The following is a 14,487-nucleotide window of genomic DNA, read 5'->3' as shown; positions in this document are numbered from 1 at the left end:
GCCTCCACTACATCTTTCCTTTTCTGATCACGCTGTTCTTTTATCGTAGCCATGGAAAGCAGTATACACTGCCAATACTTTCGGAACGATTAATATTCATCGTTTCCCAATGTGAGTCTGGTTGCATCTTCAATTATGTGGCTTTGCTTTCCGTTCTGTCTCCTGATGTTTGTGAAATATAGAAATGAATTGTTCCTGTGTAATGAGGTGCGGCGAAAAAATCTTGAAAAAAAGGTTGTTTCGCTTCAGTGGCTTTTATTCTTGGGTGTAATTTTAATGGTGTATTTAGGGGTGTGGTTATTAGGTGATCCTGGTCCAGATGGGGTTTTTAAGGGGCGTGGAGTCAATGATGTGGTGGGACGATTGATGACGCGAACAAAACTTGGGCTTGCTATGCATGTGGGTTTTTGTCAGGCGTTACTTTGCACTTTTATTGCTGGAATTTTTGCCCATCAAAAGATTCGTAATGAGATGAAATCAAGGAGTGAGAATGATGAATGATGATCAAGGGTATGCATATGGAGAATATGTGAATGATTTGGCGACATATATGAAGGATGCTACGACATATATGATGGGATATATGTCTCAAAAGGATCTGCGAAATGGGATTGATTCTGCACATCTAGATGCAGAGGCTACAGCGAGGGCGTTTGAGCGATCAGCTAAAAATATGGCAAATCGTTCAGGAAGCGGGGCAGGTGCAAAAAGGGCTGTATGGGATGCTGCTGCAAAGCAGGCAGGAGGCTGGGCGGACGAGGCTAGAAACTCGGGTTCGGTGGATGCTTTTTGGAAGAAGATGGATTCGGCATTAAAACCATTCGCAGGAAAGATGGGGGCTTATGGACTTGCGCTGGATGCTGCTTCACTTGCTGAGGCATATCAGGATGGGAAAAGCAATGAGGTGCTAAAGGAGCTCGCGAAAATCGGTTCCGGAATAGTGATAGGGGCATTGGTTACCATGTCTTTAGCGGGAGCATGGCCTGCATATGCAGTTGCGGGGGCTATATGGGTGGGTTCTCTTGCAGTAGGAGAGCTGATTGATGCCTATTGGCCAGATATTGATAATGACGTTGCCCATAATTTTCTCCGCGGTAAGGGTGTTCGTAACAACGACCCACTCGCCCTTGACCTCGATGGTGATGGCCTAGAAACAAGCCGCTTCTGGGGCTGGAATAATCTGGTCACCTTTGATCACAATGCCGATCGCATCAAAACAGGGACCGGCTGGTTAGATGCTGATGACGGCTGGTTGGTGCTGGATCGGAACGGAAATGGCCTGATCGATTCAGGTCGTGAGCTGTTTGGCGACAACACACTCCTGAGTGATGGATCAAAAGCCAGCGATGGATTTGAGGCATTGGCGCAACAAGATTCAAACGGTGATGGCAAGATCGATGCCTCAGACTCAGTCTATTTAAAGCTGCGCGTCTGGCAGGATCTCAACCAGGATGGTGTGTCCCAGGATAACGAGCTGAAATCCCAGGAAGAGTTGGGGGTCGACTCGCTGGGTACAAATGGCAAGAAGACCGATATCCCGCTGGGTAATCTAAATCACCTGGTTGCAGATGGTGAATTCACACGAAGTGATGGCAGCAATGACCTGCTGATCGACCTGTTTGGAGACTCAGGTTCTATTAGAGTGAGCGGTTGGTACCGAGGTGACGCCTACCATGTTGGTCGAATCGAGACGGCAGATGGCGTACTTGAACACACGCGGGTGGAGCAACTGGTGAAGGCGATGGCGGCATTTTCCCCGCCGGCTGGATCTGAGTTGACCTTTGGAGGGCAGAGGGAGGATCAGCTGCAGCCTGTGATTGCAGCTGCTTGGGAGGCGGCCTGATCTCACCTATCGGTCTGGACCAAGGGCGTCGGCCTTGGTCCAGCCGATAGAGAAGGCTGTCTCCCCAGTCAGTGGCCTGAGCTGAAACACCCGCAACAGATTCGCCGCGCTCAACACCTGCTCTGGCGCTCCATCGGCCACCAATCTGCCCGCATCGATTAACAGCAGCCGTTGGCAGTAGTGGGCGGCGAGGCGCAGGTCGTGCAGTACCAGCGCGGCGCTGCCGCCATTGCTGCAGTGGTCGGCGAACAGTTGCATGATGTCGAGTTGGTGGGCCGGGTCGAGGGAGGCGACCGGCTCGTCGGCGAGCAGGATCGGCGGCTCGCCGGCGAGCATGCGGGCGATCATCACCCGCGCCCGCTCGCCGCCGGAGAGCTGGTCTACTGGTCGATGACGCAGCGCCTGCAGCTCGGTCTGCCGCAGCGCCCGTTCCACCGCCTGGCGGTCGGCCTCGGCGGGGGGCTGCCAGGGCGCCAGGTGGGGCAGGCGGCCGAGGGTGACCAACCGCTCAACGCTGATCGGCCAGTGGGCCGGGCTCTCCTGGGGGAGATAGCCAATCGTCCGAGCTCGCTGCCGGGGGGCGATCTGGCTCAGCACCTCATGGTCGATCCAAACCTGTCCGGCATCGGCCTGCAGCAGCCCGGCTAGCAGCCTCAGTAGGGTGCTCTTGCCGGCGCCGTTGGGACCGATGATGCCGACCAGCTCGCCAGTATCAAGATGGCAGTTGATGCCCTGCAGGATCTCTCGACTAGCTCGTTTGAAGACCAGCCCGGTTGCCTCCAGTCGCCTCATGGGGTCTCACTCCGGCTCTTCAGGATCAGGTGCAGAAAGAAGGGGGCGCCGACCAAGGAGGTGACCACCCCTACCTTCAGCTCCGTCTGTGTCGGCAGCAGCCGCACCGCGATGTCGGCCAGCAGTAGCAGGATCGCGCCGCCAAAGGCGCTGGCAGCGAGCAGGCGGCCCGGTTGATGGCCCACCAGCGGCCGCAGCAGGTGGGGCACCACCAGCCCAACAAAACCGATGCTGCCGGTGACCGAGACCGCTGAGCCCACCGCCAGCGCCACCGCGATGAACAGCCGCCAGCGCAGTCGCTGGAGGTCGATGCCGAGAGAGTGGGCGGTCTCCTCGCCCAGGGTCAGCGCATCCAGGCCGCGCCCGCTGCCCGCCAGCAGCAGCCAGCCGAGCAGGGTGCCGGGCAACAGCAGCCAGAGGTCGTCAAGGCTGGTGTTGGCCAGCGAGCCCATCATCCAGAGCACGATCTCCTGCACCGCATAGGGGCTGGGGGCGAGGTTGAGCAGCAGCGAGATCAGCGCCAGTGCCAGCGCGTTGACCGCCATCCCGGCAAGGATCAGGGTGAGGATGCTGGCGCTACGCCCCGCCAGCAGCCAGACTAGCCCGGTCGCCGCCAGCGCCCCGACGATGCCGCCCAGCGGGAAGATGCTGGAGAGGCCGAAATAGAGCAGCACTACCGCGCCGAGCGCCGCGCCACTGGCGCTGCCGATCAGGCCGGGGCTGGCCAGTGGATTGCGCAGCAGCCCCTGCATGGCGGCGCCGCAGAGCCCCAGAGTGGCGCCGGCGACCAGCGCGATCAGGCTGCGTGGCAGGCGCACCTCGGTGAGGATCAGGCCATAGACTCCGCCCTGATCCGTGACCATCTCGGCGAGGGCTTGGCTGAGGGGGATCGATTGTGCGCCGATGGTGAGGGAGAGCAGAAACAGCAGCCCGCTGCTGGCCGCCAGCAGTGGCAGCAGCCAGCGTTTCTCTGGTTGGAGATTGGCGTTCACAGTTGTCGCTCCCGGTGGAGAGCCTCTACCGCATCGACAAACATCGGCCCACCACAGATCCAGTGTTTGAAATCGACCACCGCAAACGGCTCCTCCGGGCGCAGGGCGCGGAGCGCGGGGTGCTGCAACAGGCGTTCGGCACGGGATGCATGCTCGCTGGAGACCGGTGAGGTGAAGATGCGTTTGGGCTGTGCCAGCAGCAGGCGCTCCAGATCGATGGGCTGAAAGCCTTTAATGTCCGCTTTCGCTGCCAGGTTGCGCCAGCCGGCCAGCAGCAGGGCGCTGTGCTGCAGAGTGCCGAGTCCGGCGGTGTATCCGCGGGGTTGATAAAAGATGGCGCCGGGGGGGGCGCCATCGTGACTGATATCGAGGTCCGCCAGCCGTTGCTGCATCTCGTCGATCATCTGCTGCGCGCGTGCCTGCTGGCCGAGCAGTTGCCCCATCTTTTGAATGTTCTGTTGGATCGCCGCCAGGTCATTGGCTGTCGGGATCACCTCCACCCGCAGACCGAAGCGGCGCAGCGCCTGTAGCAGGTGCGGATCGCTGTAGGGGCTGGCGAGGAGCAGATCGGGGCGTAGCGTGAGCAGTTCTTCGATGCGTGCATGGTTTTGCGGCAGTTGCTTGGCTGCCTCGGCGACAAAGGAGTTTTCCGGGCGACTGGCCAGGTGGCTCACCGAGGCGATCTGCTCCGGCTCGGCCAGCAGCACCAGCAGCTGGTCGCTGCAGAGATTGATCGAAACCACCCGCTCGGGCGCTGCGCCAAAGGCGTAGGTACAGACTGTCAGCAGCAGCCAGAGCAGGGTGGTGAAGGGGGCTGATTGGTGCAATGGATATCGGTCGTTAGGGAGTCAGAGATTTCTGCCGAGTGCCGCGCAAGTGGGTGAGGCTGGTATCATAACCGATCGCCCTTGAGCCGCTGTATTGTTTGTCCAAGTGCCCAGATCCATCCACGGCTCCCGCCCGCCGGATGAGTGGTTTTGCCAGTCGCGGCCAATGCTGGACTTGTTCCCTTGACTCTCCGTTTTTTGTCCCTATTATTAGCACTCAGTCGAGGCGAGTGCTAACAGCGCTTGCCTCGGATAATTAGAAATCCAACCATTGAAACCCAATCAGGAGAATACACTCGATGAATATTCGTCCGTTGCACGATCGTGTGATCGTTCGTCGTATGGAAGAAGAGCGCACTAGCCCTGGCGGTATCGTGCTGCCCGATGCTGCCACCGAAAAGCCCATGCAGGGCGAGATCCTTGCGGTTGGCAAAGGCAAGATCAACAACAATGGCGAGGTCACCCCGCTGGATGTGAAGGTCGGCGACAAGGTGCTGTTTGGTAAATACTCCGGCACCGAGGTCAAGGTCGATGGTGAAGAGGTACTGGTGATGCGCGAAGAAGACATCATGGGTGTCATCGAAGGCTAAAGCCAGCTATCAGGCACGTGTCGAGCGCCGCTGGCGGCCGCTCCACGCTCCCCTATCAATCTTTAATCAAGGAACTACTCAATGTCCGCAAAAGAAGTTAAGTTCGGTGATGACGCCCGCGTCCGCATGATGAATGGCGTCAATATCCTCGCCAATGCCGTCAAGACCACCCTCGGCCCCAAAGGCCGCAACGTGGTGTTTGAGAAGTCTTACGGCGCCCCCACCGTGACCAAAGATGGCGTTTCTGTCGCCAAAGAGATCGAACTCTCCGACAAGTTCGAAAACATGGGTGCGCAGATGGTGAAAGAGGTCTCCTCCCAGACCTCCGACGTGGCCGGTGACGGCACCACCACTGCCACCGTACTGGCCCAGGCGATCGTTCGCGAAGGTCTGAAGGCGGTTGCCGCCGGGATGAACCCGATGGACCTGAAGCGCGGTGTCGATAGCGCTGTCTCTGCCGCAGTCAAGGAGCTGAAGTCGATCTCCAGACCCTGCTCTGACGACAAAGAGATCGCCCAGGTCGGTACCATCTCCGCCAACTCCGATGAGAACATCGGCAACATCATCGCCGAGGCGATGCAGAAGGTGGGCAAGGAAGGCGTGATCACTGTGGAAGAGGGTTCCGCCCTCGACAACGAGCTGGATGTGGTAGAAGGCATGCAGTTCGACCGCGGCTACCTCTCCCCCTACTTCGTCAACAACCAGCAGAGCATGACCGCCGAGTTGGAAGACCCCTACGTGCTGCTGCACGACAAGAAGATCTCCAACATTCGCGACCTGCTCCCGGTGCTGGAAGGTGTGGCCAAAGCGGGCAAGCCGCTGTTGATCGTCGCCGAAGATGTGGATGGTGAGGCACTGGCGACCCTGGTCGTTAACAACCTCCGCGGCATCGTCAAGGTTGCCGCCGTCAAGGCCCCCGGTTTTGGTGATCGCCGCAAGGCGATGCTGCAGGATATTGCGATCCTCACCGGTGGCACCGTGATCTCTGAAGAGGTGGGTCTGAGCCTGGAGAAGGCTGGCCTGAGCGAGCTGGGCACCGCCAAGAAGATCGTCATCACCAAGGACGAGACCACCCTCATCGATGGCGCCGGCGCCGAGAACGACATCAAGGCCCGGGTCGAGCAGATCCGCGCTCAGATCGAAGAGACCAGCTCCGACTACGACCGCGAGAAGCTGCAGGAGCGTGTCGCCAAGCTGGCCGGCGGTGTGGCCGTGATCAAGGTTGGTGCTGCCACCGAGGTCGAGATGAAAGAGAAGAAGGCTCGCGTCGAAGACGCCCTGCACGCCACCCGTGCCGCGGTGGAAGAGGGTGTGGTGCCCGGCGGCGGTGTTGCCCTGGTACGTGCTCTGCAGGCGGTCAAGGCGCTCAAGGGCGACAACCATGATCAGGATGTGGGCATCACCATCGCCTGCCGCTCCATGGAAGAGCCGCTGCGCCAGATCGTTGCCAACGCTGGTGGCGAGCCGTCAGTGGTGCTGAACAAGGTGGGCGAGGGCGAAGGTAACTTCGGCTTCAACGCCGCTAACGACACCTACGGTGACATGATCGAGATGGGTATCCTCGATCCCACCAAGGTGACTCGTTTCGCGCTGCAGAATGCCGCCTCCGTGGCTGGTCTGATGATCACCACCGAGTGCATGGTGGCCGAAGAGGCAAAGGATGAGCTAGCTGCTGCACCCGATATGGGCGGCATGGGTGGTATGGGCGGAATGGGAGGCATGGGCGGCATGATGTAAGCCCCCCCATCCAGCCTTAGTCTGGAGAAGCCCCGCAGCGAAAGCTGCGGGGCTTTTTTGTGCCTGTAGCACCGCTCGTGCCGTAAACGGCAGATTATAGGGCGGGCTGTGCCCGCCGGCAGCGTTGGGTTGGCGCCCGTGGGGACGCCCTATTCGTATGCACCGATATCCGGTGCCTTGCCGTTGTATTTCAGGCTCACCCCTTGATCCTTGCGCCAGCTGAGGGGCTGGTCGAGGCGCAGGGCGTTTGTCGCGTAGTCGATGCTGATGATCCGTGCGCTTTGGGTATCGCCATCGAGCTGGATCTGGTCGCCCTGTTCGCCGGGGATGCCGAAGCCGTCGTAGAAATAGGCGGCATCTTTCACCTTCATCTCGGTGCCGCTGCCGGGGCTGCTGGTCTGGGTGAGAAAAGTACCGGCATCGATCAGCGGGCTGTCCTCCCGCAGGCGGTAGTCGTGGTTGGCCGGGTCGATGAAGCGGGCGTCGGCGATCATCAGGCCGTGCTGAAAATTTGGCTCCTGGGCGTTCATCTGGGCGATGGTCAGCTGAGGCTTCTCCGGGCCGCGGTTGCCGTTGCCGTAGATCGCCAGGTAGGGGCTATCGCCGGTGGCGCTGACGAAGGCGGTGTGGTCGAACCGGTAGCCGTCGCGGCGGTCGAGGTAGAGCTGCACCGGCTTGCCCTTGAGGGTCTGGTTCCACCAGTCCCAGCGGCGGTCGTTGTTGACGAAGCGGCTGCCGCCGAGCAGGTTGTTCTTGAAACGGTTGTCTTCGAACTGGCCGCCTTTGCGGCTGCGCTGTAGCCAGATGCCGGCGAACTGGGAGCCGTAGAACAGGTTGTTGTAGACCCGGTTGCCCCAGTTGTGCCGGGCCTCCTTGCCGTAGAGCGCCATGCGCAGGCCGGGGCCGGTGGTGTCGTGGAAGCGGTTGTGGCGGATGATCCCCTGCTGACCGGCGTACTGGATGCCGGAGAAGGGGGACTTGTTGCCGGAGTTGGCGGTGTAGGCGAACTCGTTGGCCTCGATCAGGTTGCGCCGGGTGGCGTCATACTTGCGCGTCTTTACCTGACCATCGCAGTCGTAGACCTCGCCGCCCTTCTGCCGCTCATTGTAGAAGTAGTTGTTGCGTAGCACGTTGTAGTTGCCACAGCGGATATCCCACAGCGCATGGTGGGCGTTGTGGATGGAGTTGCCCTCTACCAGGTTGCGCTCTGAGTCGACCAGCGAGAGTGCGTCGTCCGCGTTGCTTTTCAGGGTGTTGTTGATGAAGCGGTTGTGGCTGGCGTGGAAGAAGAAGATGCCTGACTTGGAGCCGGCCCTGTCGTAGGCCTGGCTGAAGTGGTTGTCGCGCACGATGTTGTTGTGGGCCTCCAGGAAGTAGAGCCAGCGTCCTACCTTCTCGACATTGAAGCCTTGGATCACTACATATTCCCGGTTGCTCAGGTCGATCGCCGGCTTCAGCTTTTTACCGGTGATGATGACCGTCTCCAACTGGTAGTTGCGGAAGGTGACAAAGTTGCCCTCAGTGCCGGAGTTGCGCACCTTCAGCTGCTCCTTGAAGCGGCCCTCGCGGACATAGACGGTGTCGCCGGCATGGGCCGCTCTGCTTGCGCCGCCGAAGGAGTTATAGGCGGTGTCGCTGCCGCCGCTACAGCTGCGGCTCTCCGGAGTGTAGTCGGTGCAGCTCGACTTGCCGATCTGGTTGTCGACGAACAGGCGGTTGCCGTTGCTGATGGCCGTTGTCTGGTCCGCACTGATCCCAAGTATGGGCGGTGTGGATGGGTTGGGGTTACCGCTATAGGCGGAGGACGTCAGCCCCGAAAGCGAAATGGAGAGAAGCAGAGGAAGCAGGTTGCGGTTGTCCATGAATGCCCTTTCTGAGAGTGCTGAGGTGACACTCTATTGTAGGGCTTGGAGGAAAAGGAAATCCTTGTTTTGTTCGAACGCCTGGTGGAGTGGCCGACTGTTTGGCAGCTGTATAAGGCGGGCCATGCCCGCCGTCAGTATTGGGTTGGCGCCCCATTGGCAGGATCTAGCCTTCGGACTCGAAGGCGCCGATATCCGGTGCATTGCCGTTGTACTTTAGGCTCACCCCCTGACCGCTGCTCCAGCTCAGAGAGCGGTCGAGGGTCAGGGTGTTGCTGGCGTAGTCCACCGCCAGGATGGTTGCGGTGGTGCTCTCCCCCTCCAGTTGGATCTCGTCGCCCCGTTCGCCGGGGATGCCGAAGCCGTCGTAGAAGTAGGCGGCATCCGTGACCCGCATGGTGGTGCCGCTGCCGGCGCTGGCGGTCCGGGTGAGAAAAGTACCGGCATCGATCATCGGACTGCCTGCCTTGAGGTGGAAGTCACGCCCCCCGTCGTCAACAAACGCCGGCTGCGCAACCATATTATTGCGGAACTTGCCGGGTTCGTTGCTGTTCCACCAAGCGACAGAACGTTGTGGATCGATGCCGGATTCGCGAAAGCCGTTGCCGTAGGTGATTAGGTAGGGCTGATCGGGGTTGGCGTGGGCAAAGGCGTTGGTGTCGAACAGGTAGCCTGAATCGCGGCTCAGGTAGAGCTGCACCGGTTCGCCTTTCAATTCATTGTTCCACCAGCTCCAGCGGTTGTCGTTGTTGACGAAGCTGCTGCCGCCGAGGATGTTGTTCTTGAAGATGTTGTCGCTCACGCTGTGCTTCGGTTGGATCCAGACGCCGGCAAAGTCGGAGCTGTGCATAACGTTCTGATAGACCCGGTTGCCGGTGACATGGTTGGCCTCGGTGCCGTAGAGTGCCAGGCGAAGGGCGGGGCCGGTGGTGTCGTGGAAGCGGTTGTGGCGGATGATGCCGTCCTGGCCGCCATACTGGATGCCAGAAAAGGGCGACTTGTTGCCGGAGTTGGCTGTGTAGTCGAACTCGTTGCCCTCGATCAGGTTGCGCTTGGTGGCATTGTATTTGTAGGTCTTGACTTGGCCGTCGCAGTCGTAGACTTCGCCATCCTTCTGCCGTTCGTTGTAGAAGTAGTTGTTGCGCAGTACGTTGTAGTTGCCGCAGCGGATATCCCACAGGGAGTGGAAGGCGTTGATGATACTGTTGCCCTCCACCAGATTGCGCTCCGAATCGACCAGCGAGAGTGCATCGTCCTCGTTATCTTCCAGGGTGTTGTTGATGAAACGGTTGTGGCTGGCGTGGAAGAAGAAGATGCCCGCCTTGGAGCCGGCCGAGTCATAGGCCTGGCTGAAGTGGTTGTCGCGCACGATGTTGTTGTGGGCCTCGAGGAAGTAGAGCCAGCGTCCGACCTTGTCCACATTGAAGCCCTGGATCACCACATACTCCCGGTCGGTCAGGTCGATCGCCGGGGCCAGCGTGGCGCCGGTGATGGTGACCGTCTCCGACTGGTAGTTGCGGAAGGTGACAAAGTTGCCTTCAGTGCCGGAGTTGCGCACCTTCAGCTGCTCTTTAAAGCGGCCCTCGCGCACATAGACGGTGTCGCTGCCGCCGCCACAGCTGCGGCTCTCGGGGGCGTAGTCGTTGCAGCTTGAGCTGCTGATCTGGTTATCGACGAAGAGGCGGTTACCGGTAGCGATGACTGCGGCCTGATCCACGGTAATCTCAAACGCCGGCAGTGAGACCTGGTGGGTGCCGTCGCTGACATGCACCCGAATGCCGCTATGATGGCCGAGATCACCTGCATGCGGGGAGCCGCTGATGGTGCCGGTGGCAGCATCGAAGCGGGCCCAAGCCGGCAGGCCGCTGACGCTGAAGGTCAGGGGATCGCCATCCGGGTCGCTGGCCGCCGAAGTAAAGCTGTAGCTGCTGTTCTCCTCGATGCGGCTCGGCGGGGTGCCGGAGATTTCGGGTGCCCGGTTGGCGGTTGTGGTCGAGGTGGTGGTTGAACCTAAATCGCTGCTGCCAGTGTCAGAGGTGAAACCTGTGGTAGTGCTGATGGCGATCGAACTACCGCTAGAACTGCCGCTTGAACTGCTACTGGTGTTGGCAGTGGTGCTGCTTACCACTGTACTGCTGTCGTCACAGGCGGAGAGCAGTAGCCCCGAAAGTGAAGTGGAGAGAAGCAGAAGTAGCAGGTTGCGGTTGTTCATGAACGGCCTTTCTGAGATTGCTGATGTTGCGGGCTAGAATAGGGGGTTGCGGGAAACAAAGTCCTTGCCTGCTTCGCAATCCTGGTGGGCAGGAGCGCCTGACTGTCGGGAAATCTTACAAAATGTGAACCGCTTTCGGCCTGGGTGGGAACCCGGTCCGCCACGAGGGGGATTGTGCGGCGTTGAATGGCGGTGTTTGCGGATTCGCAAAGTCGTGGTGGCTATGGCGTTGTTACCATTAGTAACCCGTATTACCTGTTGGTGAAGAGAGATGGACAGAGGAACTCGCAACTACGTGGTCTTTTTGGTTTTGCTGGTGCTCGGTCTGGCGCTGTTGTTCGGCTATGAAAGCCCGAAAGTCAGCGAATTGAACCAGCGTCTCGCAGCTGATCCGGAGCTGAATAGCTTCAGCTACCGTTTCCGGGTGGTACGGCTCGATGGACGCAAGGCGGTGATGAGTACGCCGCGCTCCACTGAGGTTCCGGTGGAGCGGATTCTGCACCTACTGTTTGACGATCTCACATCCCGCCAGACCAGCGGCCCGCGCTTTCAGCAGGCACAGCGTGAGCTGGCGCGAATCCAGACCAAAGCCCGAGACATGGTGCTGGCCGACCCGGCGGTCGAACGGGTGAGTTGGGAACTCGACCGAGACTGGCTGATGCAGCATGGGGTGCAGCTCGTTCCATAACCGATCATCAGTCTGATTGAGTCGCTCATGGTAGGGCAGTAAGCTGTTCCCTCTTTCCCCAGAGTGGCCAAATTAGGGACTGGTATGTCCGACGCAATTGCCGAGAGTGTGGAGGTGGAGTGGTCCGCCTGGTGCGAGACGCTGGCCGATGCCGGCGAGCGGGTGCCCGATACTGCAGCCCTGGTGGCAGACCTGAAGCGGGTCTGGGGGGCGAGCGGTTATGTGGCGCAGAGTTGCAAGCGGGATCCGGGGCTGCTGCCGGGGCTGCTTAATAGTGGTCAGCTGCAGTCGAGCTACACCGCTGGCGAGATGGCAGGTCAGCTAGCAGGGCGACTGGCGGATGCCAGCGACGAAACCGCCCTGCACAAGATCCTGCGCCAGTTCCGCCGCCAGCAGATGGTGCGCATCATCTGCCGCGACATTGCCGGTTGGGCGCCGCTGGGTGAGACCCTGGAAGACCTCTCCGAACTGGCCGACATCACCATCCAGCAGAGTCTGGTGCTGCTCTACGATTGGACCTGCCGGGAGATGGGTACGCCGCGCAACGCCGCAGGCGAGGCCCAGTCCTTGCTGGTGCTCGGCATGGGTAAGCTGGGCGCACGCGAACTCAATCTCTCCTCCGATATCGATCTGATCTTTGCTTACCCGGAGCCAGGCGAGACCGATGGCCCGCGGCCGCGCAGCAACGAGCAGTTCTTCATTCGCCTCTGCCAGCGTCTGGTGCAGGCGCTCGATACCGTCAACCCAGACGGTTTTGTATTCCGCGTCGACACCCGCCTGCGTCCCTTTGGCAGTGTTGGTCCGCTGGCGATGCACTTTGATGCCATGGAGAACTACTACCACTCCCAGGCGCGGGAGTGGGAGCGCTACGCCATGATCAAGGCGCGTTTGGTGGCGGGTGATCCGGCGGCGGGTGAGGTATTGATGGCGCTACTGCGCCCGTTTGTCTACCGTCGCTACCTCGACTTTGGCGCCATCGAGTCGCTGCGTAAGATGAAGCGCATGATCAGCGCCGAGCTGCACAAGAAGGGTATGGACGCCAACATCAAGCTGGGGGCTGGCGGCATCCGCGAGATCGAGTTCATCGGCCAGGCGTTTCAGTTGATCCGCGGCGGGCGGGATTCCGAGCTGCAGATCCGGCCAATCCTATCGGTGCTGAAGCGGCTGCAGCAGAAAGAGTACCTGCCCGAATATGTGGTGCGTGAGCTGGCTGAGGCCTATGCGTTCTTGCGTTTGGTGGAGAACCGTATCCAGGCCTGGGCGGACCGCCAGACCCACCTGCTGCCAACGGATGAAGGGTTGCGGCTGCGTTTGGCCCGGGCCATGGGCTTCGACAGCTGGGAGCCGTTTGCCGCGGCGCTGGCGCGCCATCGGCAGCGGGTGCAGGGCCATTTCGACAAGGTATTTGCCGCGCCGCAGGCCGAGGTAGAGAGCGACAGCCAGCCGCTGAGCGGCGTCTGGGACGAGAGTATGGAGCCGGAGGAGGCCCAGGCGGCGCTGGCCGAGGCTGGCTTCAACGAGGTGGTCGAGACCCACCGGCGGCTGCAGCGGTTTCACGGCTGTGCCGCCTGTCGTGGCCTGGGCACGCGCGGTCGCGCCCGCCTCGGCGAGCTGATGCCGTTGCTGCTGGAGGCGGCGGGGCAGCAGGAGAATCCGGATCAGACCCTGCAACGGCTGCTTGATCTGCTCGAGTCGATCGTGCGCCGCACCGCCTATCTGGCGCTGTTGGTGGAGAGCCCGCTGGGGCTGTCGCAGCTGGTGCGGCTGAGTGGCGTCAGCCCCTGGATCACCCGGCTGTTGTCACGACATCCGATCCTGCTGGATGAGCTGCTCGATCCGCGTCGGCTCTACTCGCCGCTCAAGCGCCGGGAGCTGGAGCAGGAGCTGGAGGTCCAGCTCGCCGGGATCGAGAAGGACGATTTGGAGCAGCAGATGGAGCGGCTGCGCCAGTTTACCCAGAGCAACATGCTGCGGGTGGCGGCGGCGGATATCACGGGACAGGTTCCGCTGATGGTGGTCAGCGACTATCTGACCGAGATCGCCGAGACCAGCATCGTGCGGGTGGTCGAGCAGGCCTGGGCTGTGATGGTGCAACGCTACGGAGCACCGAAGGGGCTGGCGGCCGGCGAGAGCAGCTTCGTGGTGATCGGCTACGGCAAGCTCGGCGGCATCGAGCTGGGCTACAGTTCCGATCTCGATATGCTCTTTCTGCACGCCATCGACGATCAGTTTGCCGAGACCGACGGCGCAAAGTCGATCCCGGTGGAGGTTTTCTATGCGCGCCTGGCGCAGCGCATGATCCACCTCTTCACCACCCGCACCCCCTCCGGCATCCTCTACGAGGTGGACATGCGGCTGCGGCCCAACGGCAACTCCGGGATGATGGTCAGCTCGATGCGGACCTTCGAGAGTTATCAGCAGGAGAAGGCCTGGACCTGGGAGCACCAAGCGCTGATTCGCGCCCGCCCGGTGGCCGGTGACCCGAAGGCGAAGGCACGCTTTGAGGCGGTTCGTCGGCATATCCTCGGCCAGCCGCGGGAGGTGCAGCGGCTGCGCGCCGAGGTGCTGGAAATGCGCGAGAAGATGCGCCAGAGCCTGGATAAAAGCAGTGCCGCCCAGTTCGATCTGAAGCAGGGGCGGGGCGGTATCGTCGATATTGAATTTATGGTTCAATATGCGGTCCTTCGGTGGGCGCATCAACACCCCGAACTGCTGGAGTGGACCGACAATGTCCGGTTGCTGGAGACGTTGTCGCGGCTTGGTCTGCTGGCCGGCGACACCGCGGAGTTGATGACTGGCGCCTACAAGGTTTTCCGTGCGGTCTATCACCGCAACGCGCTCCAGGATCAAGCGGCGCTGATCGTCGATGATCAGCTGACAGAAGAGCGCGCCATGGTCAGGGAGGCGTGGGCCGACCTGATGGCAGAGTAGAAGCATTCGAGGC

At 60.7% G+C, this 14,487-nt stretch carries 11 protein-coding genes; 6 read left to right on the top strand and 5 right to left on the bottom strand.

Annotation, left to right across the window (positions count from 1 at the left end; all coding sequences use genetic code 11):
• The first annotated feature begins 171 nt into the window (after positions 1-171).
• Both Ga0074115_RS16325 and Ga0074115_RS16320 read left to right on the top strand, forming a co-directional pair.
• Positions 172-501, top strand: coding sequence for a hypothetical protein (locus Ga0074115_RS16325; RefSeq protein WP_157292750.1), 330 nt, complete (start codon positions 172-174; stop codon positions 499-501).
• Positions 494-1,843 (top strand): calcium-binding protein, encoded by a 1,350-nt coding sequence (locus Ga0074115_RS16320; RefSeq protein ID WP_157292748.1) that lies wholly within the window; start codon positions 494-496, stop codon positions 1,841-1,843. Before Ga0074115_RS16325 ends, Ga0074115_RS16320 begins: the two co-directional genes overlap by 8 nt.
• Positions 1,844-1,849: 6 nt before the next feature.
• Here Ga0074115_RS16320 and Ga0074115_RS11555 read toward each other — a convergent pair whose 3' ends face one another.
• The 3 genes from Ga0074115_RS11555 to Ga0074115_RS11545 are packed head-to-tail and all read right to left on the bottom strand — an operon-like array spanning position 1,850 to position 4,454.
• Positions 1,850-2,635 (bottom strand): ABC transporter ATP-binding protein, encoded by a 786-nt coding sequence (locus tag Ga0074115_RS11555; protein ID WP_057956953.1) that lies wholly within the window; start codon positions 2,633-2,635, stop codon positions 1,850-1,852.
• Complete coding sequence (locus Ga0074115_RS11550; RefSeq protein WP_057956952.1) at positions 2,632-3,627, bottom strand: FecCD family ABC transporter permease; 996 nt, start codon at positions 3,625-3,627, stop codon at positions 2,632-2,634. The genes Ga0074115_RS11555 and Ga0074115_RS11550 overlap by 4 nt, the downstream gene beginning before the upstream one ends.
• Complete coding sequence (locus Ga0074115_RS11545; RefSeq protein WP_057956951.1) at positions 3,624-4,454, bottom strand: ABC transporter substrate-binding protein; 831 nt, start codon at positions 4,452-4,454, stop codon at positions 3,624-3,626. Before Ga0074115_RS11545 ends, Ga0074115_RS11550 begins: the two co-directional genes overlap by 4 nt.
• A 299-nt stretch (positions 4,455-4,753) precedes the next feature.
• Between Ga0074115_RS11545 and groES the strand changes: the two genes are divergently transcribed.
• Positions 4,754-5,044: a co-chaperone GroES gene (groES, locus tag Ga0074115_RS11540; protein ID WP_005960857.1), complete on the top strand. Its 291-nt coding sequence runs from the start codon at positions 4,754-4,756 to the stop codon at positions 5,042-5,044.
• An 81-nt stretch (positions 5,045-5,125) separates the two neighbouring features.
• Positions 5,126-6,781 (top strand): chaperonin GroEL, encoded by a 1,656-nt coding sequence (gene groL / locus Ga0074115_RS11535; RefSeq protein ID WP_060528543.1) that lies wholly within the window; start codon positions 5,126-5,128, stop codon positions 6,779-6,781.
• Between the two features lie 149 nt (positions 6,782-6,930).
• Here groL and Ga0074115_RS11530 read toward each other — a convergent pair whose 3' ends face one another.
• Both Ga0074115_RS11530 and Ga0074115_RS11525 read right to left on the bottom strand, forming a co-directional pair.
• Entirely contained in the window at positions 6,931-8,643 is a 1,713-nt protein-coding gene (locus Ga0074115_RS11530; RefSeq protein WP_060528542.1) for a right-handed parallel beta-helix repeat-containing protein, read from the bottom strand.
• Between the two features lie 166 nt (positions 8,644-8,809).
• Positions 8,810-10,855 (bottom strand): right-handed parallel beta-helix repeat-containing protein, encoded by a 2,046-nt coding sequence (locus tag Ga0074115_RS11525; RefSeq protein WP_087959774.1) that lies wholly within the window; start codon positions 10,853-10,855, stop codon positions 8,810-8,812.
• 271 nt (positions 10,856-11,126) lie between these two features.
• Between Ga0074115_RS11525 and Ga0074115_RS11520 the strand changes: the two genes are divergently transcribed.
• Both Ga0074115_RS11520 and glnE read left to right on the top strand, forming a co-directional pair.
• Positions 11,127-11,543, top strand: coding sequence for a hypothetical protein (locus tag Ga0074115_RS11520; protein WP_005960851.1), 417 nt, complete (start codon positions 11,127-11,129; stop codon positions 11,541-11,543).
• Between the two features lie 84 nt (positions 11,544-11,627).
• Positions 11,628-14,474, top strand: a complete 2,847-nt coding sequence (gene glnE, locus Ga0074115_RS11515; protein WP_060528541.1) for a bifunctional [glutamate--ammonia ligase]-adenylyl-L-tyrosine phosphorylase/[glutamate--ammonia-ligase] adenylyltransferase — start codon at positions 11,628-11,630, stop codon at positions 14,472-14,474.
• The last annotated feature ends 13 nt before the right edge of the window (positions 14,475-14,487 follow it).

This window comes from endosymbiont of Ridgeia piscesae, assembly GCF_001443665.1.
Lineage (GTDB): Bacteria > Pseudomonadota > Gammaproteobacteria > Chromatiales > Chromatiaceae > Endoriftia > Endoriftia persephonae.
Note: the sequence above shows the minus strand (reverse complement) of the source record. Positions and strands in the feature narration are given on the sequence as shown.